The sequence below is a fragment of the Leminorella grimontii ATCC 33999 = DSM 5078 genome (genome assembly GCF_000439085.1).
GTDB lineage: Bacteria > Pseudomonadota > Gammaproteobacteria > Enterobacterales > Enterobacteriaceae > Leminorella > Leminorella grimontii.
The window spans coordinates 252,175-272,320 of record NZ_AUUA01000002.1; the positions used below are offsets into that span (position 1 = coordinate 252,175).

General features: G+C 56.1%; 21 protein-coding genes. 3 read left to right on the forward strand and 18 right to left on the reverse strand.

From position 1 onward, the window contains the following. Window positions 1–152: 152 nt before the first annotated feature. The 4 genes from G544_RS0105590 to G544_RS0105605 are packed head-to-tail and all read right to left on the reverse strand — an operon-like array spanning window position 153 to window position 3,703. Window positions 153–542 (reverse strand): RidA family protein, encoded by a 390-nt coding sequence (locus G544_RS0105590; RefSeq protein WP_027273680.1) that lies wholly within the window; start codon window positions 540–542, stop codon window positions 153–155. Next, on the reverse strand, window positions 535–1,998 hold the full coding sequence (locus tag G544_RS0105595) for an N-acyl-D-amino-acid deacylase family protein (RefSeq protein WP_027273681.1): 1,464 nt from the start codon (window positions 1,996–1,998) through the stop codon (window positions 535–537). Before G544_RS0105595 ends, G544_RS0105590 begins: the two co-directional genes overlap by 8 nt. A gap of 37 nt (window positions 1,999–2,035) precedes the next feature. Beyond that, a complete protein-coding gene (locus G544_RS0105600; RefSeq protein ID WP_027273682.1) occupies window positions 2,036–2,659 on the reverse strand; it encodes a 2-dehydro-3-deoxy-6-phosphogalactonate aldolase in 624 nt (207 codons plus the stop codon). Between the two features lie 18 nt (window positions 2,660–2,677). After that, entirely contained in the window at window positions 2,678–3,703 is a 1,026-nt protein-coding gene (locus G544_RS0105605) for a 2-dehydro-3-deoxygalactonokinase (protein WP_027273683.1), read from the reverse strand. A 290-nt stretch (window positions 3,704–3,993) separates the two neighbouring features. On the opposite strand from G544_RS0105605, the gene G544_RS0105610 reads away from it, so the two are divergent. Next, window positions 3,994–4,764, forward strand: a complete 771-nt coding sequence (locus tag G544_RS0105610; RefSeq protein ID WP_027273684.1) for an IclR family transcriptional regulator — start codon at window positions 3,994–3,996, stop codon at window positions 4,762–4,764. Between the two features lie 42 nt (window positions 4,765–4,806). Here the strand turns inward: G544_RS0105610 and lafU are convergent, their stop codons facing one another. From lafU to lafA, 9 genes are all read right to left on the reverse strand, one after another. Continuing rightward, complete coding sequence (lafU, locus tag G544_RS0105615; protein WP_027273685.1) at window positions 4,807–5,790, reverse strand: putative lateral flagellar export/assembly protein LafU; 984 nt, start codon at window positions 5,788–5,790, stop codon at window positions 4,807–4,809. A gap of 2 nt (window positions 5,791–5,792) precedes the next feature. Then, on the reverse strand, window positions 5,793–6,656 hold the full coding sequence (motA, locus tag G544_RS0105620; protein WP_027273686.1) for a flagellar motor stator protein MotA: 864 nt from the start codon (window positions 6,654–6,656) through the stop codon (window positions 5,793–5,795). A gap of 61 nt (window positions 6,657–6,717) precedes the next feature. Further along, entirely contained in the window at window positions 6,718–7,422 is a 705-nt protein-coding gene (locus G544_RS0105625) for a FliA/WhiG family RNA polymerase sigma factor (RefSeq protein ID WP_027273687.1), read from the reverse strand. Between the two features lie 28 nt (window positions 7,423–7,450). Then, window positions 7,451–7,924 (reverse strand): flagellar basal body-associated FliL family protein, encoded by a 474-nt coding sequence (locus tag G544_RS0105630; protein WP_027273688.1) that lies wholly within the window; start codon window positions 7,922–7,924, stop codon window positions 7,451–7,453. Window positions 7,925–7,932: 8 nt separating this feature from the next. Further along, window positions 7,933–9,135 (reverse strand): flagellar hook-length control protein FliK, encoded by a 1,203-nt coding sequence (locus G544_RS0105635; RefSeq protein WP_036023388.1) that lies wholly within the window; start codon window positions 9,133–9,135, stop codon window positions 7,933–7,935. Continuing rightward, a complete protein-coding gene (locus G544_RS0105640) occupies window positions 9,132–9,449 on the reverse strand; it encodes a flagellar protein FliT (RefSeq protein WP_027273690.1) in 318 nt (105 codons plus the stop codon). Before G544_RS0105640 ends, G544_RS0105635 begins: the two co-directional genes overlap by 4 nt. Before the next feature lie 3 nt (window positions 9,450–9,452). After that, window positions 9,453–9,845, reverse strand: coding sequence for a flagellar export chaperone FliS (fliS, locus tag G544_RS0105645; RefSeq protein ID WP_027273691.1), 393 nt, complete (start codon window positions 9,843–9,845; stop codon window positions 9,453–9,455). A 30-nt stretch (window positions 9,846–9,875) separates the two neighbouring features. Beyond that, complete coding sequence (fliD, locus tag G544_RS0105650) at window positions 9,876–11,183, reverse strand: flagellar filament capping protein FliD (RefSeq protein WP_027273692.1); 1,308 nt, start codon at window positions 11,181–11,183, stop codon at window positions 9,876–9,878. A gap of 241 nt (window positions 11,184–11,424) precedes the next feature. After that, entirely contained in the window at window positions 11,425–12,327 is a 903-nt protein-coding gene (gene lafA, locus G544_RS0105655; protein WP_027273693.1) for a lateral flagellin LafA, read from the reverse strand. Between the two features lie 782 nt (window positions 12,328–13,109). Between lafA and G544_RS0105660 the strand changes: the two genes are divergently transcribed. Together G544_RS0105660 and G544_RS0105665 are read left to right on the forward strand one after the other, a co-directional pair. Continuing rightward, window positions 13,110–14,102: a transcriptional regulator gene (locus tag G544_RS0105660; RefSeq protein ID WP_027273694.1), complete on the forward strand. Its 993-nt coding sequence runs from the start codon at window positions 13,110–13,112 to the stop codon at window positions 14,100–14,102. After that, window positions 14,080–14,553 (forward strand): hypothetical protein, encoded by a 474-nt coding sequence (locus G544_RS0105665; RefSeq protein ID WP_027273695.1) that lies wholly within the window; start codon window positions 14,080–14,082, stop codon window positions 14,551–14,553. The genes G544_RS0105660 and G544_RS0105665 overlap by 23 nt, the downstream gene beginning before the upstream one ends. A 660-nt stretch (window positions 14,554–15,213) precedes the next feature. On the opposite strand, the gene G544_RS0105675 is transcribed toward G544_RS0105665, so the two are convergent. From G544_RS0105675 to G544_RS0105695, 5 genes are all read right to left on the reverse strand, one after another. Next, window positions 15,214–16,239, reverse strand: a complete 1,026-nt coding sequence (locus G544_RS0105675) for a hypothetical protein (RefSeq protein WP_027273696.1) — start codon at window positions 16,237–16,239, stop codon at window positions 15,214–15,216. A gap of 50 nt (window positions 16,240–16,289) precedes the next feature. Further along, window positions 16,290–17,219 (reverse strand): flagellar hook-associated protein FlgL, encoded by a 930-nt coding sequence (flgL, locus tag G544_RS0105680; RefSeq protein ID WP_027273697.1) that lies wholly within the window; start codon window positions 17,217–17,219, stop codon window positions 16,290–16,292. A gap of 20 nt (window positions 17,220–17,239) precedes the next feature. Beyond that, window positions 17,240–18,613, reverse strand: a complete 1,374-nt coding sequence (gene flgK / locus G544_RS0105685) for a flagellar hook-associated protein FlgK (protein WP_027273698.1) — start codon at window positions 18,611–18,613, stop codon at window positions 17,240–17,242. Window positions 18,614–18,702: 89 nt separating this feature from the next. After that, window positions 18,703–19,020, reverse strand: a complete 318-nt coding sequence (locus G544_RS0105690) for a rod-binding protein (RefSeq protein ID WP_027273699.1) — start codon at window positions 19,018–19,020, stop codon at window positions 18,703–18,705. Then, window positions 19,021–20,145, reverse strand: coding sequence for a flagellar basal body P-ring protein FlgI (locus G544_RS0105695; RefSeq protein ID WP_051155590.1), 1,125 nt, complete (start codon window positions 20,143–20,145; stop codon window positions 19,021–19,023). Between the last annotated feature and the right edge of the window lies 1 nt (window position 20,146).

A 20,146-nucleotide genomic window follows, 5' to 3' on the forward strand; every position in this document is an offset into this window, starting at 1 on the left:
TTGAGTTGATTGATTTGGCCTCTAAAAAAGCAAAGGAACCCGATGGCGCTCACAAACAGGAATGCCATAACCGTTTTTGCTTTAACGCTCAGCCCAATAGGTGCAACCGGCGTCAGCGAGGCCTCTGTCTCAGGAACAGAGGGAAGGGAACGTTACCTTCTATCCGCCCGATAGCAGGTCATATCCACTTCCACCATGCAGTCGACCACCAGATCCGCCACGCAGCAGACCCTGGCCGGCGGATGCTCGGCAAAGAAGCCCTTAAACACTTTATTGAACGACTGGAAGTAGCGGGCATCGCTTAAAAATACCTTCATATGAACGATGTCCTCTTTGCCGAATCCCGCCTCGGTCATGATGTCCAGGCAGTTTTGGATCGCCTGAGTCGACTGAGCGATGATGCCGCCGTCGATGATTTCACCGTCGACCATCGGCGTCTGCCCGGAAACGTACAGCCAGCCGCCGGCCTCAACCGCTTTAGCGAAAGGCAACGCCTGCCCGCCCGTGCCCTTGCCGCCCTCTACGCCGTATCTTTTAATCATGTTGTCCCCCGTTTTTTACATTGTTATCTTTGGTTAAAAATCTGCCGGCGCGATGGCCCGTCATCTGCTTATCGCGATAGGTCAGGGTGCCGTTGACGAAGACATACTCGATGCCTTCGGCCTTTTGTTTTGGATTTTGGAAAGTGCCCGACTCGTTGACCCTGTCGGCATCGAAAATCACGATGTCGGCGAAGTAGTTCTCTTTAATCAGCCCCCGCGCTTCAAGCGAGAAGCGTGCCGCCGACATGCCGGTCATCTTGTGCACCGCCGTGGACAGCGGGAACAGCTTCTCATCGCGGCTGTAGTAGCCGAGCACGCGCGGGAAGGTGCCCCACAGTCTGGGATGCGGATTGGGGTCGCAGGGCAGGCCGTCGGAGCCAATCATCGAGCTGGGATGCTTAAGCACGCGCCTGACGTCGTCTTCGTGCATCTGGAAGTAGATAGCGCCAGCGGGAAGGAGCTTCGCCGCTGCGGCGTGAACGTCGACGCCCCACGCCTGACCTATCTCCTGTAAGGTTTTGCCCGCCATCTCAGGGTGCGGCGTCGACCAGGTGATCAGGATGTCGTAGTCTTCGGTCACCTGGCTCAGGTCGAGGTTGGACGAACCGGCGCGGTACGGGTAGCAGTCGCAGTTGATGTCCTGCATCGCCTGATACTTCTCAATCAGCGCCAGCGTTTCCACCGTGCGGCCCCAGTTCTTGGCGCCCGCGCACTTGTGGTGGGAAATCTGCACCGGCACCTTGGCATGACGGCCAATAGAAAACGCTTCGTGCATGGCGTCGATAATGCCGTCGTACTCGGTGCGCATATGGGTGGTGTAGAGACCGCCGGCGTCGGCCAGCAGTTCGGACAGCGCGCAAACCTCTTCGGTCGACGAGTTGATGGCGTTGCCATAGGACAGCCCGGTGCTCAATCCCAGCGCGCCCTGCTCCAACGCCAGCTTCAGCGTCTTGCGCATCTCGGCGATGTCTTTTTCTTTCGCCGGCTCAAGCAGCGTTTCTACGCAGTTGTTGCGAAGCGTGGTGTGGCCAATCAGCGTACCAACGTTCACCGACGGCGTAACCTGCGTAATTTTTTCCCGGTAGCTCGCCACGTCCGGATAATGAAACTCATCGAGCTCGCCCAGCAGGTTGATAGGGTCCGGCACCTCGTCTTTCATCACCGCGCAGGCCGCGCTGATGCCGCAGTTGCCGACGATAAGGCTGGTCACGCCTTGGGAGGTTTTCTCCACGTAGTCGGGGTGCTTAATCACGATCAGGTCGTCGTGGGTATGAACGTCGATAAAGCCGGGGGACAGCACCAGGCCGGTACAGTCGATAACCGTTTCAGCCGCATCGCCGATGGAAGGCGCGATGCGAACGATGCGATCTCCTTTGACCGCCACGTCGGCAACGTATCCGGCGCCGCCGGAGCCGTCGATGACGGTCGCGTTTTTAAACAGGTAATCATGCTGCATAACAATTCCTCATGAATACTTAAGCAAAATGAACGTCTTAGCGCGTCGCCGTGGCCTGCCGATAGGCATCGATAAACGCCTTGGCCTGAAGCCGCGTTTTTTCAGGCCGTTGCCCGGCCTTATAGAGATCTCCCCCCAGCCCGGCGCCGACGCAGCCGGCGTTCAAATAGTCCGACAGGCTGCCCGGCGTCACGCCGCCAACGGCAAAAACCTGAACCTGTTTGGGCAAGACGGACTTCAGCGCGCGAACGTAGTCCGGGCCGAAAACGCTGGACGGGAACAGCTTGATGCTCTTCGCGCCCGCTTCAATAGCGCTGAACGCCTCGGTCGCCGTCGCGCATCCGGGCAGCACCACCATACCGTAGTCAACCGCCCGGCGAATGACGTCCGGATTGGTGTTAGGGGTGACAATAAGCCGACAGCCCAGCTCCGACAGCCGGTCTACGCTGGCGACGTCAAGCACTGTGCCAGCCCCGATAAGCGCCCTGGAGCCGAAGCGTTCAACCGCCAGCCGGATGCTGGTTTCCCACTCGGGGGAGTTCAGTGGGATCTCGATGGCGTCGAACCCTTCCTCGATAAGCAGAGAAACGTGCGCCTCCACTTCACTCGGCGTGATGCCTCTGAGAATGGCGACCAGAGGCGTTTTCATCGTGTTATTCATATCGTTGTCTCCAAAACGTTACGGCGCGGCACGAAGCGCGGCCACACCGTCCGCCCCGGCTATCGCTTTCATCACTTCAATCGCGCCCAGCCCCGACAGCGGGCGGCGGGCGTCTTCATCAACCAAAACGAGCTCGCCGCGAAAGAACGGATCGCGCTCAATCAGCCTGGCTAGCGCCTCTTTCATAATGGCCTTGCCGCTGACGACGACCGTCGTCGACGGCGTAAGGGCGAGCGCCCGGCTGTTCTTAATCGCCAGCAGGTCGGAATAGAGCACCGCGCCCAACAGGAAGTTGGCCCGCTGGTTGACCGATGCCGAAGTAAAGAGATCGAGAATGCGGACGGAAAAGCAGCTGCGGGCGATGCCGACGTCTCTACAGGCGTCCGCGCCCTTTAACAGGTACTCGTCGTCGATGTCGTCGGCAAACCGGTGTTCCAGAGAATTGGCCAAGATCGTCTGGTGGGTCAGCACGTCCAGCAGCTCACCGGCCACGGTGGTGGCGCAGCCCGCGATGCGCTGCTCCTCGTCAATGCGGATAAACTTGGAGTGGGAGCCGGGCAGCACCAGCAGCGCGGGGCCACGCACGCCGTGCGCAGCCAGCAGGCCGAAGGTTTCCACCTCTTCGCCGCGCATGACGTCCATGCCGTCGCAGTTGTCCAAACTGACGGCCTCAACGGCGTTTTTAACGCCGGGAATAAACCAGATGGGGCTGTCGCTGATTTCGGGAATAACGCGCGCCACTGCGCCTTGCGCCAGCGCGCCCAGCGAAACGGGCGCCGTCAGGTGTGGGATATGGCAAAGCCCGACGTCGGAGGTGATCATCCCCGATGCAACCATCGTGATTGACCGCTTGTCCTGTTCGTCAACGGTGGCCAACGCGGCTTCCAGCGTCTTGCGGATCCCCTTGATCAACGCCTCCGGGCTGCCGGTTTTGGCCGTATCCCTGACGCCGACGGATTCACTGGCGGAGGCGATGACTTCGCCGTTTTTCCACACTTTGACTCTCGTATTAGTCGTACCGGAGTCAATGGTTACAATAAGCATGCTGTTTCCCCAGAGTAGAAACTCAGAACCCAATAAAATGGAATACCATTCCGTTTTTGAAGATTAGATCTATTTTGATGGAATGTCGTTCCGTTTTTGGTAGAATCGTGAGACGCATCACAACGCAGTCGCAACACGTTGAAGGCAGGTGGCGGAAAACGCTAAACAAGAAGGCCGTTTAGCGTCCGTCGCTATCGGTGATAGAATGCGCTTCAGGCTGGTAACTACGCGTTTTGCCAGCGAAAAAATTGTAGGTACAATGGGAACGTGTTTAATTCGGGGAAACGGCGATGTCGAAAAACGAAAGTATGAATTCCTCTAACATCGACAAGGTGTTAACCATTCTTGAGGAAATCAGCAACCACTCTGACGGAGTCTCGCTGGCGGAGCTGGTCAAGCAGACGGACATCCCTAAAACCACCGCCTTTCGCATACTGGAAACGCTCAAGGAGCGGCAGTACGTCACGCTGGACGTCATCACCGAACGCTACATTCTGGATTTGAAAAGCCTTGAGCTGGGCATGAAGGGATTGATGAACGTTAACCTGGTTGAGGTCGCCATTCCCTATCTGAAAAAGCTCTCCAGCAAAACGGCTGAAACCTGCTTTTTGGGCGTCTACAACGCGGGCTTTGTCGTTTATCTCTATAAAAGCGAAGGGACGCTCTCCATTCAGACCAACGCCAAACTGGGCGCTCGCCTGCCCGCGTTCTGCACCGGCATCGGCAAGGCGCTGCTCGCCTTCCAGCCGCAGGAAGAGATCGATCGCGTGCTCAACGAGCCGCTAACCCGCTTTACCGAACGCACCATCGTCGACAGAGTGGCGCTGTACGAAACGCTGGCCGATATTCGCCTTAAGGGATACTCGCTGGACAACGAAGAGAACGAAGAGGGCCTGACCTGCGTCGCCCGGCCGGTGTTTAACTATACCGGCAGCGTGGTCGGCGCCATCAGCGTCGCGGGGCCGACTCACCGCATGCTGCGCAAAATAGACGAGGTCAACGACGAGCTGGCGCAGGTCTGCACGCTGATTTCTCGCCGCCTGGGGCATATTCCTGGCTAATTCATTTCGCCGACGACCCGATGTCGTCGGCACAATTTTGTACTACTTAATGCTGTGTCCCCGCGTAGCGGTTTGCCTCTGCTGCTCTTCAACCTTTTCGGCCAGCGGCTGCACCACCTTTTTCCCCTGTTCGCCAAAGAACTGATACAGCGTATCGGAGGCGGACTTGGTCAACACCATGATCTCAATGCGGCGGTTCTCGGCGCCGCCGGGATCCTGGCTGTCCAGCAGCATGCGGTCCGCCATCGCGCTGACCTGCATGACCTTGTCTTCCGGCATTCCCGCCTTCTCCAGCACGCGGCGGGCGGACAATGCCCTGTCCCCCGACAGGTTCCAGTTGTTGTAGGCATCCCGATTTTTATAGCGCATCGAGTCGGTATGGCCGGTGATGATGATTTTGTTGTCCAATGAGTCCAGCACCGGCGCAAGCTCGGTCAGCAGCGAATCAAAAAACGGCATGATCCTCGCGCTGCCCCGTTCAAACATATTGCTGTTTTTGTCGTCTTTAATAAGGATCCGCAGCCCCTGAGGCACAATTTCCATTTCCAGATTGGCCTCCATGTGGGCTCTCTGGGCAATCAGATTTATATCAGCCGCTAAATCACCCAGCTCGCGTTCCGAGACCTGCTGCGCGGTGACCGCATGGCCGCTGCCGGTTTGCCCGCTGCGGCTGTCGCCAACCTTCGCCGTCGCGCTTGAAGGACGCGCTCTGTTAGGCTTATTGGGCTTTTCAGGTTTTGTTGTCGAAGCGGCAACCGCCTTCACGTTCAGCTTGCTCAAGGGCACGATGCCGCCGCCGGCAAAAATAGACTGGGTGCGCATGGCGGCGACCACCTTTTCGCGCTCCTTTTGGCTCACGCTGTTGACTATCCACAGCGTCATAAACAGCGCCATCATCGCCAGCGTAAAGTCGGCAAAGGCCACCTTCCACGCGCCGCCGTGGTGCGCCGCATGTCCCTTTTTAATCTGACGACGAATAATCGTCGTGTGGCCCCCGCGATCGCGTTTGTTTGACGGCTTTTTCATGCTTATTCTCGCTCTAACATTGCGTCAACCCAGGCATCCAGATTGGCGAAAGTGGGCTTCGATGCAAGGTGCAGCAGCTTACGTCCGGCGTCTACGGCCAAAAGCGTCGGCTTGCCGCCCGCCTGCGCGACCAGCACGGTACGCACGCACTCCAGCAGAGAGTGTTCGGCGCGCGCCTGCTGTTCCATCGCGTTGGCCAGCGGGTCCATCAGGCAGTAACAGATAAATACGCCGAGGAAGGTTCCGACCAGCGCCGAAGCCACTTTCAGGCCGATGACCGCAATGGAGCCGTCGATAGACTGCATGGTGATAATAATCCCGAGCACCGCCGCGCAAATGCCGAAGCCCGGCATAGCTTCCGCCGTACGCTGGAAGGAGCGGGAAGGCGCCATCAGCTCTTCTTCCACCGTATCCAGCTCCTGATCGAGGATCCCTTCCAGCTCGTGGGCGTCGATTTTCCCCATCGCCATCAGGCGAAAGTTGTCGGCAATAAAGGTCACCAGGCGCTTTTGCTTAAGCACCAGCGGGTATTTTTGGAAAACGGTGCTCTCCTCCGGCTGCTCAATGTGCTGATCGAGCACCCGCAGGCCTTCGTTTTGCACCATCTCCAGCAGTTCATACAGGCACATAAGAAGCTGGCGTTGAAAGTCGGCGCCCATATTCTTTTTGCTGAGCACGCCCTTAATCTGGTGCGCAATCTCTTTTAATACGTGCAGCGGGTTACCGATAATCATGGCGCCAAACCCGGCGCCGAGAATGATCACGATTTCGGCCGGCTGCCATATGGCGATCATGTGCCCACCGGCGGCAAAATAGCCGCCAAACACGCAGCCAAGCACCACGACTAAGCCTAAAATCTTTTGCATAAAATCCTCTAATCATTCAACGGGAAAGGTTGATAGTTTGGTAAAAACAAGGGGGAAATCGCTAATCGAAAAACTCGCGAATCTTTTCCGAAATTTTCTTGTTCATTTGGCAAACGCGGGCTTCGGTAACGTCGAGCACCAGCGCGATTTCTTTTAAATTCATGTCCTGCTGGTAGTACATCATCAGCACCAGCCGCTCTTTTTCCGACAGCGTATCCAGCGCTTCTTTCAGCATCCGCTGAGTGATGAACTGATCGTCAAGCCGACGGCCCTCCAGCGACAGCGAGCCGCTGCCGCCTTCGCCGTCAAGAATTTCGTCAAGGCTTGCCAGAGAGGCGGCGCTTTCCAGCTGAAGATACTCCTGGTAGTCCTCTACGCTTACGCCCTGCGCTGCGATCTCTTCCCACTCTGGCTCTCTGCCCAACTGCTTACGCAGTTCGCGCAGCAGGTCGCTAAGCTGATGGCACTTTTGCCTTAGCTGGCGCGGGCGCCAGTCCAGGCTTCTAAGCTCGTCCAAAATCGCGCCGCGCACGCGCTGCGCGGCATAGCTGCCGAACGCTTCGTCTGGCGCGCCGTAGCGGCGGATTGCGTTCAGTAGCCCGATAAGGGCTATCTGTTCCATATCCTGACGGTCGATCACGCTGGAACACTGCGGCGCCAGCTGGCGTACAATTTTCCGCACTAAAGGAAGGTATGCCTGTAAGTAACGGTTTTCTTCTTCCGGAGTTAAGACGGTTAACTCCTCAGAACAATAGGCTGCCTGCATCCTCGTACCCTCTATTCGTTTAGCCGGCTTACTGAAAGACCACTTTTTTAACCAGCACGTCGGAGTAAGGCACCGTGATTTCTCTGGCCTTAAGCTCTTTGTCTAGCGCACTCATCAAGAGGGTTCGGATCTCGGAGATTTTCAGGCTGCGCACCTGCTCGTAGCTCATATCCATCAGCGTATTAACCACGATGCTCTGATAGAGCGGCTCGTCGGCCTTGATACGGTCGGCTCCCGGCTTGGCGTCGGTCACCATGACCAGCTCCAGCACGATGTAGCGATCGTCATTTGCGCTGTCTTGCAAAGTGATAATGGCTTCCGGCAGCGACACAAACATATTGGTGCGCTCTTCACCCTTAGACTTGGCTTTTTCCGGTTCGGCCTTAGCGCCGCTTACCGGCATTGATTTTTGCATATAGTGCATAACGCCAAACGCCGCACCGCCGCCGACAACGGCTGCCAGCAGAGCGCTGAACAGCCCGATCAATAAGATTTTCTTCATAGTTTTGATTACACTTTTATCAGCACGGACTCATTCCGCGCGTTGTCCTTGTCATCCTGCGACAGCGTAGCGGCGGACAAAACGTCCTCCTCCTGGCGCTGTCGCTCCCCGCGTTCCTGCTGCTGACGCGACTGTCCGTCCGATGAAACCTGAACGTTGACCTGCACAAAATTCTGCTCCATCAGATGCTGACGCAGCCCTTCGCTAAACTGCTGCAGCGAGCGATAAACGTCGCCTTGGTTTGCATCGATGTGTACCGTCAAACGCCCCGCGTCAAACTGAATGGCGATCTCCAGTTTTCCCAACGACGGGGGATCGAGACGAATGGTTGATACCTGCTGCTGCTGGCTAATCTGAAACTGAATGCGGTCTTTCAGCAGCGACCCCAGCTTCTCCTCCCAATCGTCGGACTGCCCTGCCGGCGCCGCGACGGCCTTTGTCTCTAGCGGCTGCGCGCGAACCTCTATTCGGTTTTGGCGAACGTCGGGCAGGGGCAGTTCAGGCCGCTCAGGCGACGAAGACTTTTCTTCCACCTTGGCGGCTACGACGCCGCGCCGCGCCGCCTTTGCGTCTTCCGCCCGAGCGGCGTCAATGCGAAGGTGAGCGCCGTCTTCAGACGGCGCAACGGCCTGAAGATTTTGTGCGGCGAACGTTGAAAGACGCGCCTGTTGCTCCGGCGTTGCGGGAGTCGGCGCGTTTTGCGCTTCCAGCGTGGCCATCAAGGCCTGAAGCTTCGGCGCGAGCGCCGTATCGCCGCCAGCCTGTGAGGAGTCATGCGAAGCATTCTTCGCCGCGTCCTGTACGCCTAACGCTGCGTCACTCGGCGCCTGGGCCTGCGCTTGGGCACGTAGCTGTAGCGGCGATTGAGGCTGGGACGGAAGCTGTGATTGAACCTGAGAAAGCGCCTGCAGCAGGCGGTTCCCATCCGGCGTGGACGCATCGGACGTCGTCGGAATACGTTCCGGCTGAGCCAATAGCATCGCCATCAGCGCCTGAAGCTCGGCGCCCTGCGGCTCCTCCTGCGCTGAACGACGTTCGCGGTCGGCCTCTTTTGCGGCCCGCAGGCGCGACGCCGCTTCGGCAAGGGGCTGCGGCAGAGAAAACTCGCGCTTCCCCTGTCCATCCTCGCCCAGCGCGTTGTCCAACGCCGCCAGGACGTCGCTGCCCTCGTTTGGCGTTAGTGGCGCTGTTGCCAGAGAAACGTTTTTCATGACTGCTCCGAAAATAGGTTAACCATCGAATAGGCCAGCATGCCTTCCTTACCGTTACGCAGCTTTTCCATTCTTTGCTGCAACACCTCTGCGCGCAGTCGCCGACGCTCGATGAGCCCCTGAAAGCCTTCACGCAGCCGGCTTTTTAGCTCAACCAGCTCCGCGTCGGGCGGAACCAGTTGAACGTATTGATTGAACAGCGTCATGATGCGCTGATGCAGCGCGGGCAGACGTCGCCAGCGCTGTTTATCCAACGCTTCATTCATGGCGTCCAACAGGGTGTATATTTCGCGTCTAAGCGCTTCGCTATCCATTCTTTATCCCAGCCTTTTAGACAACCCTTCCCAGCCCTCACGCAGATTGCCAAGAATGGTGATGACCTCATCGATCTTATCAGCGGACATCTGGCCGCTGGCCTCGTAGAGCCGGTAAACGCAGTGGTCGTACAGCCGCGCCAGGTTCAACACCAGCTCTCCGCCGGTATCAAACTCCAGCGAGCTGGTTAACGCATTCAGAATATCGATACACTTGTTGATGCTCTGCGCCTTGCGATCGAAGCGTTTGTTTTCAATATGGCTCTTTGCCCGCTCCAGTTCGTCCATCAGTCCGGTATAAAGCACCAGCACCAGATCCAACGGTGACGCCGACGCGGTGCGTGACGTCAGGTCTATCTCTTTATATAGGTCATAGCCGTTTTGTGAACCGTACATAACTGTCATCTCTCCTATGGCTCAGTACCTTTACGAAAAGGCCGCCATGCTCTCTTCCATACTGGTTATTTCGATCAGCGTCTGCGTATACTCATTCAGATAGCGGTCATAGGTCGTGTTATAGGTATTCGTCAGCTGATCGACCTGATCGTCAATTTTTTCCTGCTTATCAGAAAGGGTGCTTTGCCGCTGTGCGATGATGCCGTCGCTGCTGTCCAGATAGGTATCGAGCAGCGAGTCCATCTGAGCCACCATGCTGTCGTCACCGACGAAAATAGACGTCAGGCCCTCAGGGTTTTCTTTCATCGCCTCGCTAAACTGATCGGAATCAATCTCCAGATGGCCATCGCTGTCCAGCGCAATGCCGTAATCAAGAATGGAGACGTCGCCGTAGGTGGCGTGGGTAATGTCGTTGAGCCGGCGCTCCAAAGAGGAGAGCCCCGCATCACCGGCAAACACGCCGGCGTTACCGTTGCTGTCGTAGCCGGTCAAAGAATCCAGCGTATCCACCAGCGTGTTGTAGGCATCGACGAAGGTTTGCACCTTCTCTTGCGACGCGCTGGTGTCCTCTGCGACGGTGAAAGTCATCGGCGTGGTTGACGCTTCGGTGAACGTAATGGAAACGCCGGGGATCAGGTCGTCAAAGGTGTTGTCGCTGCTGGTGATGGGAATGCCGTCATCGGGGGAACTTCCCAGGTAGATCAGGGCGTCCTGTGCGGTAGACAGATCTTTAGGGGTATTGATTTGTTGGTAAAACTCAGAGGAGGTATCCACTCCGCTGACGCTGACCGTGAATGCGTTTGCTTCTCCGGTCTCTTCGGACGTCAGCATCAGCGTGGTCGCCCCGCCGGTATTAACAATAGTCGCACTTACGCCCGGATTGTCTTCACTGTGGTTAATCGCATCCGCCAGCTCGCTAACGGTGACAGTGCCGTCGCCGTCTTCATCGGACTGAGAAAGATCGATATCCATCTCGCTGTCGCCCATGGTGATAGTGAATGTACCGGAGGAAGGGATCGAACCGTCGCTGAATGAAAACGTGGTCTGCTGGGCGGTCGCCAGCGTGTCGACATAAAAGGTATATTTCCCCGGCTGTGCCTGGGAGTTAGCGGAAATCGTCGCAGAGTCATCGGTAGACGTGGCGGAATACACTACCGGCCCCGCCGTATCGCTGTCTAACGCGTCAATGGCGCTTTGAAAGTCGTCCAGCGCGTCTTCCAACGTCGACAGCGCGCTGCTTTCAGTATCCAGATCGTTTTGCTGCTGCTGGAGCTGATTTGCACGCGTAGCGACGCTTGCGTAGGCCAGCTCTTGAGCCACTGTTCTTGGGTTAATCATTGTCTACTCTCCGGGAAGTGACTTACTGCTTGCTCTCTTGTTAGCAACCTCCGTGCCAAAAATACGCGCTATATAAATCAATGGGCTACAGAAATGAGGAAGTCCATTTTCCGCCAAAGCGGAAAACGCGTTTCGGGAAAGGTCGCTGACGTGTACGAGCCAATGGGTATAAAAAGCAACACCGCCCACAGGCGGTGTTGAACTCGTCGTCTTAAGTAGCCATACGGGCAACAATCGACAATTATTGCAGCAGGCTGGAGACCATGCTGGACATGCTGTTGGACTGTTTCAGCATGGTGATGCCGGTTTGCATCAGCACTTGTTGCTTGGTCATGTTAGACGCTTCCGTCGCGTAGTCGGTATCCATGATGTTACCGATAGCCACTTCAGTGTTGTCTTGCATGTTTTGCAGGTTAGCTGCAGTGTCGTTCAGACGGTTGATAGAAGCACCCAGAGTAGACTGGATCTTACCGATATCGCTCATCACGCCTTGGATTGCGCTGATGGTGTCAGTTGCAGAAGCAGACGTCATCAGTTCAGAACCACCGGATACTGTGCCGCCGGCGCCGTCTGTACCGTAGTCAGAAGAGAACGCTGCGCTCAGTGAGCTCAGAGAAGTAGCCAGATCTTCGATTTGGCTAGAAATGTTAACCGTCATTTGGTCAGTTGATTCAGAACCGACCTGGAAGGTCACGCCGCTGGTGTTAGTGAACAGGCCGCTGGCAGACTTGTTGAACAGGTTAGTACCGCCGTAAGTGGTGTTTTGCAGCATGTCTGACATTTGCTGACCCAGTTCGTCGAACTCAGACTGCATCGCTGCACGGTCGTCATCGCTGTACGTTCCGTTCGCTGCTTGTGTAGACAGGTCTTTCATACGGCCCAGGATGTCGTTCATTTCGTCGAACATGCCGTCAGCAGTTTGCAGCATTGCAGTTGCGTCAGAGATGTTACGTTGAGCAACGGCCATACCGCTGGACTGTGCGGTCAGACGGTTAGCGATTTGTTTACCAGCGGCGTCATCAGCAGAAGAGTTGATGCGGTTACCGGTAGCCAGGCGTTCCATAGAGGTAGCCAGTGAAGCGTTACTTTTGTTGATTGCGTTTACTGATGCCATTGATGCGGCGTTGGTGTTCATAGATAACATGGTACTACTCCTTGGTTAGATAATCGTGCTCAATCACGTTACTCCAGTAAAGCGGCCCCTCCGGCGGGGAAATTAAGTCGGGTAGAAAAAATTTTTTAGATTGGGATTAAAACAGGCCGCTGCGCGAGGGGATTTTGGTCCCTAAATTAAGGGGAAGGGGTTATAAAATAAGAAGATTGTTCGCATAAAAACAATTTTCGTTTTACCTGTCTTACATTGATGTTTATCTGATAACGAGGATATCGACGGGCCAGATGCGTTCCTGACAATTGATCTACCGCTTACCGTTTCGACGCAATCTTGAATGGTCTGTATATAAATAAGGCAGGAAAAATAAAAGCCACGTACACTTACCTATGCTTTTATTTATTTTGAAAATCTCTTTCCTGTAGGCTAAAGCTAAAACATCGAACAACTATAAATTACATTCACTTACAGATAACGAGCCTCATTGCATTGTTTTATATATATTTTTTAACTACTATCTCCCGCACTATTTTTATCTGACATTGAATTAACCAGCGGATAGGCTAAGCTCAGTATGAACGCCCCCCTTTCAACAGAAAAATGACTAAAAATATAAAGATAATGTTAAAAACGTTGCATGTAATTTAAAATTATCATTCACCCGTTATTAATAAAACAGATTGTTCAGGCCAACTGCTAGTGTGCCTGCGCCGCAAAATGAGACAAATGCGGGAGCCTATTCCCCATATGACGCCAGGAACTATTGTCGCCAGAGGCGTTGCAACTTTTAATCATGGTCCGATAAGCGTCACATAATGAGCATAAGCGTTAATAATAGAAAACTGGAACCGTCCCTGAGCGCCCTCATCCATAGCCAGACTGGAGAAATTTGCCGTCTTGGAGAGTTCCATTACATATTGCTGGAAACTCTGATCGCCAACGCGGATCGGGTGCTGTCGCGCAGCTTCCTGATTAATGAAGTGTGGAAAAACCGCGTCGTCGGCAATAACAGCCTTCCCACGGCCATTCACGCCCTGCGCCTGGCGTTAGGGGATGACGGCAAGCAGCAAGAGATCATAAAAACGGTGCCGAAAAAGGGCTATATCTTCAACAGCGACTGGGTCGTTGAACTGCCGGACGACCCCGTCGATGAACAAGAGGCGTCTACATTACCGGAACCCGCACCAGTGCCGGAAATAGAGCCAGAGCCGGAACTTAAACCGGTAGAGGAAGCTGACCAACAGGAAGAGGCCTCTCTTCCCCCACGGGAACAATTGACCGACGGCGCCAACCTTGCCGCAGTACCGGCCATAACCGATGCCGCGCCAGCCGCCTCGCCTCGCCGCTTTGCTTATGCCAAACCGTTCATGCTGCTGCTTGCGATACTGTGCATAGTTGCCGTGGGGGCTACGTTCTATATGAAAGGGGGAGAAGGACAGGCGTCTTCAGCAATAGAGAACGAGTCCCACATTATTCATGAGCCCTCTCCGGGAACGAGCAGCATTAGCGTTTATCACGTCTATCAGACAGACGCCAACGAGACAAAAAGCACGACGCTGGCGGAGCACCTTCCCAATACGCTAAAGCAGATAGACGCAACGCTCAAACAAAAGAATGCAACGATGACGCTGTACTACCATACAACGCTGCTGCGCCTTTCTTTTGACGCACTGCTCACCAACGGTTGCCAACACACTTACCAGCTCGCCATCAACGTCGACAACTGGCAGGACAACAATGAACAGGTTGGCGAGTTACTCCATCAAGAAGTGGAAAGAACATTAAATGAAATGCCTGCATGTAAATAATACCGCACGGTTCATCCTGTTTGCGGCGTTGAGCCTGTCGCCGCTTTTTGGCTATGCCGCCATCGAGCGTACGCAGTTTATTCATTATGATATGACGACATCAGAAAGAAACGTCTACGACCTGACGTTCATTCCCCAACCGCAGGAAACCGTCATCGTGGTTAACAGGCCCGACGACGCAACGCCGTTGCTCACCGCTGCAGTAACCCACTGCGTGGTAAAAAAATCGGATACGGTCGCCTTCGGTCTGGCAAAGTTCAACACTCAATCAAAAGGGGCGGACGCACGCCTGTCGCGCTTTATCAACTTCGTCAAAGAGCACAGCCTGCGCACCCACCTACAGCCGATTGATCAACAGCGGCAGCTGCTGTTGTTAAATGACGTCAACGGAATTATCACGCTGGATTATCCGCTTTCGGTGATGGGGGATAAGGAGTGCGCACCGGAATGAGCCTTGGGTAGGGATGTGAGGAGTTGAGCAATGCGCGAGAGTGCTCGCGGAAGGCAGATCGCAGAAAATAAAAAAACCTACTGGTGAGGTAGGTTTTTTTATTTTCTACCCTCAGCCTACAGATGAGGAACTGAGCGGCATTGTGCGACATAAACGTCCCGACAGCAGGATTATAGCCCTCACCATACCCCATTGCAAATAGCCAATCCCCCCCTACAATACTCGTTGTCGGGCTTGCCGAGCTTCAGACCAAACCGATTTCAAGCCCTGGTCGCCAAACGGGTGGTGCCGCTGGCGGTGCCCCGGTCTGGAGTGCGGCATAACGTTCCGACAAACGTATACTCCGTACTGACAGGCAGCGTAAGGGTAACGTACGGGCGTTGCGCTCCTTTTAAAAGGAGAGCGGATGGACACGCTGATGCATAAGCTGATTGTGCTCATCGCCGTACTGGAGCTTTTACTAGCTCTATTGCGGCTGATTGATCTGCTGAAATAGTTCTCAGATTGAAACGCACCTAAGAGGGAATGCCAGTTCCCTCTTTAATAAAGGCGCGCCAGAGAAGATATGGCCTTCTCGATATTGAGGTAGGTAGGAAATCTTTAATAGCCCCTTCCCGCGCCGCTGCCTTTAGCGGCGCGGGAAGGGTTCGATAATACGACTTACGACAACAAACTCCGCACCGTCAGATGCGAAAGCCTCGCCTGACCGTTGACCGCCTGTTGCAGCACCTGATAGTTATGGCTCGCTTCGTCAAGCTGCCCCGCCAGCGCGGAAGAGGCGTCAATCGCGCTCTGCGTCTGGGGGAAGCGCGCCATGCCGTCGACCAGACGACGAGCCTTTTCCTGCTGCGTCGCCAACCCTAGGCGCTGTTCGCTAATCTGTTCAAGCGCGCTCTGAATGGCCTGATTGGCCGATGCGCCGCTCGTCGACATCGCCGTTTGCAGCGTTTCTGACAGCGCCGGTTCGGCCGCGGTCTCTATCATCGTGGGCTCGCCATCAAAGCGAACGCCTTCGCCCTTGACGCTAAACGATGCCTTGAGCTGCGGCCAGTCGGTCTCTGCGGTGGCAAAGGAGTCGCCGCTCAGCTTGCCTGAAACAGAGACTTTTTGCACCCCGACCCGCCGAAGCGCGTTGTTCACCACGGTTTGGTACTGGCGAGGCGCCATTTCGCCGTCAACGGATACCGCCGACAGGCGCGTTTTACCGCCGTCCTGCACGCTAAACAGCAGCGTCTCACGGGATTCCGGCTTTGAAAGCGCCTGAGCAAGCCGAGGCGCCTGAAAAACCACCTGCGCCTGCCCTTGCAGAACGGGCTTCAGCTGGCGGTCAACCGTACCGCCGCACAGCGTCGTCCGGTTCTGTAACAGCTTTTCGATCTCCTGCGCCGAATTCTTGGCAACGGAAATATCACCGCCTCGGCGCGCCGAATGACGATAGTCCACCAGCTTTTGTTCCAGCTGGCCTAAATAGCGGTCGGCCTGCTGAAGCGCCGTAAGCTGGTCGTTAAGCTGAACGCTGTAGCGCTGGGGGCGCGTAGAAATCAGCGGCGAAGCCGGATAGTCGGCGGTCGCTTGCTGCGCCTCGACGACGGCGGTTTTCTCTACGTTCGCCGTCTGCGACAGGACAGAAGACGGCGTAAGCGCGCCGGAGCCGGTAAGCGAGGATGAATTAAAACCTATCTGCATGACAATTTCGCTCAAAGCGCCGGGCCGCGCTATAGCTCCCGGCGCGTGGGTTAAATAGCGTTAAACAGATTCAGTTCGCTCACCTTAGCGTACGTTTTCATCGTGGCTTCCATCGCCAACTGTAATCCAGTAAAAGTAATCGTGGCAGGACCGTAGTCCAGATCGCCCAGTTGCCCAATCAGCTCGTCATTAGCGGTTGATACGCCGGTCTGCGCGTCGCTGAGCATCGTCATGGTATTTTGCCTTTCACCCAGGCTCGCCATTGCCGAGTTCAGGGAGTCGGAAGCTTCGTCGACGCTATCAACGGCGCTTTGAATGTCCGCCTGCACCTGCGGGTCGGTAGGATCGACGCTCGGATCCTGAAGTTCAGTCGCCAGATCGTTAAGCGAATTAAGCACGTTCAGGCTGTCGCCGAACATCTCGCCGACCGACACGTTAGTGTCAATTTCCACGCCGTTGGAGACCGTCGCGGTACGGTGCTCGTCGTTGCCCTGATACACGTATTCATCCGGCTCGCCGTCGCCGTCCGTGTCCTGATACACAATGGGCGGCTGGTCGTTTACCGTACCGCCGAAAATGTAGTGGCCATCTTCGTCCTGATAGTTCAGCGCCGCAACGATAGTCTGCGTCAGCGACTGTATCTCCTGCCCGTATCCGGAGAGGTCATCCGCCGTATTGGTGCCGTTCGCCGCCTGCAAGAGGTCGTCTCGAATGGCCAGCAGATCGTTGTTGACCCCGTCCATAATGGATTCCTGCTGGCTCATGCTGGAAGAGACGGTCTCAATATTCGACTGATACTGCTCAATGGAGGACTGCTGGCGGTTAAGCTGGGTAATGCGCGTCGCCGCAATGGGGTCGTCCGAGGGCAAATTCACCCGCTTGCCGGTCGCCATTTGGGTAACGACCTGCTCCAACTGCGCAGAAAGCTTGTCAAAGCTGTTCGTCATTGACGTATAAGACTGCTGTGTACTGACTCTCATCGTAATTTACTCCCGCTGGCTCAACACATTTCCAGGACCGAGTCGAAAATCTCGGCGCCGGTGGAAATCACTTTCAGGTTGGCTTGGTACACTTGGGTATAGGTAATCAGGTTGACCGCTTCTTCGTCCATGTTGACGCCGCTGACGCTGCTACGCTGATTTTGCGCTTCGCTATATACCGTACTGGCGGACTGCGCTTCGGTCTGGTTCTGACGGCTGTAGATACCGATGTCGCTGATAATGCTGGTACAGGCGTTACCCACCGTCACGCTGCCCATGTTGGCGATGTCTAACGGCTCGGTTGAAATATCAATCAGCGCCTGCAGGTTGTCGCCGTTACCGGATTCGTCCGGTGAAGAGGAGAACGCCAGCTCGTCGGGAGAAATGTCCGGGTTCACCAGCATCGGGCCGTCCGGGTCGGTAGGATCGTAGATAAACAGCGGCGCGCCCGGATTACCGTTAAGGTCATAGCCTTGGGCCAGCTGATCGTTTATCGCGTTGGTAAACTGCTCGGCGATGCTGTTGACGGTGTCCGACAGCGGCGTCAGCACGTCGCTCTGATAGTCGAACAGCGCCCCCAGCGAACCGCCGGTGTCCATGGTCATGTTGTATTCCGTACCGGCAAAGGTCAGCGTCATGCTCTGCGAGCCGTCGTCGTTGCTTTTCAGAGCGATAGTCGAGCTGCTCTGGCCGCTGACCAGCGGCTGGCCGTTATTCAACGCGACGTTGTAGTTGCCGGCATCGTCGACGGTCACCTGTACGTCCATCATGCCGCTGAGCTCTTCGACCATCTCATCGCGCTGGTCGTACAGCGCTGAGGCATTGTCGCCGTTCGCTTCCGCTTCGGAAATTTCCTGATTGCAGGTAGCGATACCGGAAGTCAGGGTATTGATCTGAGAAATCGTTGCCTGTTCCTGACTTACCAGCTCGCTGCTCTGGGACTGAACGTAGTCGAGCGTGTTATCAACCCGCAGCGCCAGCGCGCTCGCTTCGCTGATAACCTGAGAGCGCAGCGCCGAGTCGTCCGGCGTTGTCGTGGCGGCGTTCAGCGCAGCGAAAAAGTTGTCAAAGCCGGTGCTCAGGCTGCTGTTGTCGTCGCTGAGCACAGTTTCAAGCTGGGTCAAATACTGCTGCTGGGTGCTGTAGTAGCCGTTATCGCTGGCGGAAGTCCATACCTGATTGACCAGATACTGGTTGGAAACGCGGCAGATACTGTCGACCTGAACGCCGTTGCCGGCGCTGTTGGGCACGCCGGAGCTGGCGCCGACGGCGCTGGTCATCACGACCTGACGCGTATAGCCTGGCGTCATCGCATTCGCGGTGTTTTCCGCCGTTACGTTAAGCTGGGCCTGCGCCGCGCTCGCGCCGCTGTAGCCAATATTAATCATGTCCATCGGTTTTTCCTTTCCGGGGTGCTCCCGGTAAAACGTCGTTCAGTATTTAGGGTATAAAACGGCGCCTGGCTGAAAATTCTTAAGCTGCGCTATTCGCCTTTCGTGACGGACGGCGACAGCTGCTTGACGATCGCCGCGGCGATGCCGATACCCTGGCTCTTAGCCAGCACGTTACACAGCGTGTCGTCATAAAAAGACTGCATCGTCTTTACGGAATCGCCGCCAAGCGGATCGTCTTTAGACTCGAACAGCTCGTTGGTCTTGCGCATCTCTTTAAGCATGCTGCGTAAAAAGATGGCCTCAAACTGCTGCGCCGCCTGCTTAAGGTCGTTAGCCTTTATTTTCGGCCCCATCAGCGGATCGGCGCCGTCCGAGCCGCCCGGCAGGGCCATATTGACTCTCTGCATTTAGATAACCTCCAAGTCAGCATCCAGCGCGCCCGCTTCGTGCAGCGCCTGAAGAATCGACATGATGTCGTCAGGAGACGCGCCAAGGCCGTTAAGCACGCTGACCAGCGTTTTCAGGCTGCTGGATTCCGGCAGTGAAATTACCCGCGGGCGGGCGCTGTCGACGTTGATATCGCTTTGCGGCGTCGTCACCGTTCTGCCGCCGGCAAGCGCGTTGGGCTGGCTGACGTTGCGGCTTTCGGTAATGGAAACCGTCAGGTTGCCGTGCGATACCGCCGCGGCGTGCAGAACCACGCCGTCGCCCATAACTACCGTACCGGTACGCGAGTTGAACACCACCCTGGCGCGAACCCGCTCGGCCTGAATCTGTACGTCGTCGAGCCGAGACATAAAGGCTACGCGCTCGCCCGGATCGGCGGGTGCGGTAACGGCAACGCTGGTAGAGCTTTTCGCCGTGGCGATCCCGCCGCCGAAGGCGCGATTGACGGCAATGGCAATGTTATTGGCGTCCTTAAAGCTAGGGCGTTTCAGGTTCAGCGTAATCACGCCGTTCATGTTGAAATCGCTGGGGATCTCACGCTCTACCGTCGCGCCGTTGGGGATAAGCCCCGCCGTCGGCGTATTGACGGTAACGCTGGAACCGTCGTGCCCGGCGGCGCTCACGCCCCCGACGACCACGCTCCCCTGCGCCAGCGCATACACTTCGCCATCGGCGCCGTGCAGTTGGGTCAGCAGCAGCGTACCGCCGCGCAGGCTTTTGGCGTCGCCAATAGATGAAACCGTCACGTCGATGGTTTGCCCCCGCGCGTACATAGGCGGAAGGTTCGCGCTCACCGCGACGGCGGCGACGTTTTTCACTTTAGGATCGATTTTGCTCGGCAGCTGCACGCCAAACTGGCGCAGCATGTTGGTGATCGTCTGGTTGGTAAACTTCACCTGGTTTTTATCCCCGGTGCCGTTAAGGCCAACTACCAGGCTATAGCCCACCAGCTGGTTGTCGCGGATGCCCTGAACGTTGACCAGAGACTCCAGGCTCTGAGCCATCGCGACCTCCGGCTGAACCAGCGCAAGCGCGATAAAAAGCGCAGCCGTCAGGCCGTGGCGTAAACGCCCGTGAATGTGCATG

Bases quoted from the DNA above. Each gene is read 5' to 3' on its own strand.
- G544_RS0105665 (WP_027273695.1), top strand. From the start codon at position 14,080: ATGAAATGCCTGCATGTAAATAATACCGCACGGTTCATCCTGTTTGCG.
- flgL (WP_027273697.1), bottom strand. From the start codon at position 17,219: ATGAGAGTCAGTACACAGCAGTCTTATACGTCAATGACGAACAGCTTT.
- G544_RS0105640 (WP_027273690.1), bottom strand. From the start codon at position 9,449: ATGGATAGCGAAGCGCTTAGACGCGAAATATACACCCTGTTGGACGCC.
- G544_RS0105590 (WP_027273680.1), bottom strand. From the start codon at position 542: ATGATTAAAAGATACGGCGTAGAGGGCGGCAAGGGCACGGGCGGGCAG.
- G544_RS0105675 (WP_027273696.1), bottom strand. From the start codon at position 16,239: ATGCAGATAGGTTTTAATTCATCCTCGCTTACCGGCTCCGGCGCGCTT.
- G544_RS0105635 (WP_036023388.1), bottom strand. From the start codon at position 9,135: ATGAAAAACGTTTCTCTGGCAACAGCGCCACTAACGCCAAACGAGGGC.
- motA (WP_027273686.1), bottom strand. From the start codon at position 6,656: ATGCAAAAGATTTTAGGCTTAGTCGTGGTGCTTGGCTGCGTGTTTGGC.
- lafU (WP_027273685.1), bottom strand. From the start codon at position 5,790: ATGAAAAAGCCGTCAAACAAACGCGATCGCGGGGGCCACACGACGATT.
- G544_RS0105630 (WP_027273688.1), bottom strand. From the start codon at position 7,924: ATGAAGAAAATCTTATTGATCGGGCTGTTCAGCGCTCTGCTGGCAGCC.
- G544_RS0105695 (WP_051155590.1), bottom strand. From the start codon at position 20,145: ATGCACATTCACGGGCGTTTACGCCACGGCCTGACGGCTGCGCTTTTT.
- G544_RS0105660 (WP_027273694.1), top strand. From the start codon at position 13,110: ATGAGCATAAGCGTTAATAATAGAAAACTGGAACCGTCCCTGAGCGCC.
- G544_RS0105600 (WP_027273682.1), bottom strand. From the start codon at position 2,659: ATGAATAACACGATGAAAACGCCTCTGGTCGCCATTCTCAGAGGCATC.
- lafA (WP_027273693.1), bottom strand. From the start codon at position 12,327: ATGTTATCTATGAACACCAACGCCGCATCAATGGCATCAGTAAACGCA.
- fliS (WP_027273691.1), bottom strand. From the start codon at position 9,845: ATGTACGGTTCACAAAACGGCTATGACCTATATAAAGAGATAGACCTG.
- G544_RS0105605 (WP_027273683.1), bottom strand. From the start codon at position 3,703: ATGCTTATTGTAACCATTGACTCCGGTACGACTAATACGAGAGTCAAA.
- G544_RS0105625 (WP_027273687.1), bottom strand. From the start codon at position 7,422: ATGCAGGCAGCCTATTGTTCTGAGGAGTTAACCGTCTTAACTCCGGAA.
- G544_RS0105595 (WP_027273681.1), bottom strand. From the start codon at position 1,998: ATGCAGCATGATTACCTGTTTAAAAACGCGACCGTCATCGACGGCTCC.
- G544_RS0105690 (WP_027273699.1), bottom strand. From the start codon at position 19,020: ATGCAGAGAGTCAATATGGCCCTGCCGGGCGGCTCGGACGGCGCCGAT.
- fliD (WP_027273692.1), bottom strand. From the start codon at position 11,183: ATGATTAACCCAAGAACAGTGGCTCAAGAGCTGGCCTACGCAAGCGTC.
- flgK (WP_027273698.1), bottom strand. From the start codon at position 18,613: ATGGACATGATTAATATTGGCTACAGCGGCGCGAGCGCGGCGCAGGCC.
- G544_RS0105610 (WP_027273684.1), top strand. From the start codon at position 3,994: ATGTCGAAAAACGAAAGTATGAATTCCTCTAACATCGACAAGGTGTTA.